Source organism: Pseudoxanthomonas sp. LjRoot204_2 (genome assembly GCF_056175765.1).
Genome location: NZ_JBGFFG010000704.1, coordinates 1 through 1,121 on the forward strand (window position 1 = coordinate 1; position 1,121 = coordinate 1,121).

Sequence of the window (1,121 nt, forward strand, 5' to 3'; positions counted from 1 at the left end):
GATCTACACCTCGGGCTCCACCGGCCGCCCCAAGGGCGCGGCCAACCGGCACGCCGCATTGCACAACCGGCTGGCCTGGATGCAGGCGGCCTACCCCATCGATGGCGCGGACACCGTGCTGCASAARRCGCCGTTCRGCTTCGACGTGTCGGTGTGGGAGYTSTTCTGGCCGCTCATGGCCGGTGCGCGGCTGGCCGTGGCGGCTCCCGGTGATCACCGCGAGCCCGCACGCCTCGCACAATTGATCCAGCGCCACGGCGTGAGCACGCTGCACTTCGTGCCCTCGATGCTGCAGGCCTTCCTGGCGCACGACGGGATCGAGGCCTGCACCAGCCTGCGGCAGATCGTCTGCAGCGGCGAGGCATTGCCAGYCGAGGCGCAGCTGGGCGTCTTCCAGCGGCTGCCGCAAGCGGCGCTGCACAACCTCTACGGCCCCACCGAGGCGGCCATCGACGTCACCCACTGGACCTGCCGCAGCGACGGCCGCAGCCAGGTGCCGATCGGCCGGCCGATTGCCGGCACGCAGGCCTTCGTGCTCGATGCCGGCCTGAACCTCGCGGCGCCCGGAGTGGCGGGCGAGMTCTACCTGGGCGGCATCGGGCTTGCGCGCGGCTATGTGGAGCGCGCGGGGCTCACCGCCGAGCGCTTCGTGGCCAACCCTTTCGGCATGGCCGAGGGCGCGCGCCTCTACCGCACGGGCGACCTCGTGCGATGGAACAGCGAAGGGCAGCTCGACTACCTGGGGCGCATCGACCACCAGGTGAAGATCCGCGGTTTTCGTATCGAACTCGGCGAGATCGAGGCCCAACTGCTCGCGCAGCCCGAAGTGCGCGAGGCCGTCGTCGTTGCCAGCCAGGGAACGGCTGGCGCGCAGCTCGTGGCATATGTCTCGCCGCAGGCGGGACAGGCCGTCGATGCCGCGCAGCTGCGCGAACGCCTTGGCCGCGTGCTGCCGGACTACATGGTGCCGGCGCTCGTCGTCGCGCTGGACAGCTTGCCGCTSAACSCSAACGGCAAGGTGGACCGCAAGGCGCTGCCGCCGCCCGAGCTGGCGAGCGCGCGCGTCTACGAAGCACCGCAGGGCAAGGTGGAAGAAGCGCTCGCTGCCATCTGGGCCGAAG

Annotated in this window: 1 protein-coding gene; it reads left to right on the forward strand. The window is 70.7% G+C overall.

Translation table 11 applies throughout. The features are described 5' to 3' along the window. Positions 1–1,121 (forward strand): amino acid adenylation domain-containing protein (locus AC04L7_RS19235; protein ID WP_475513780.1); only part of this gene is annotated, 1,121 nt, incomplete at both ends.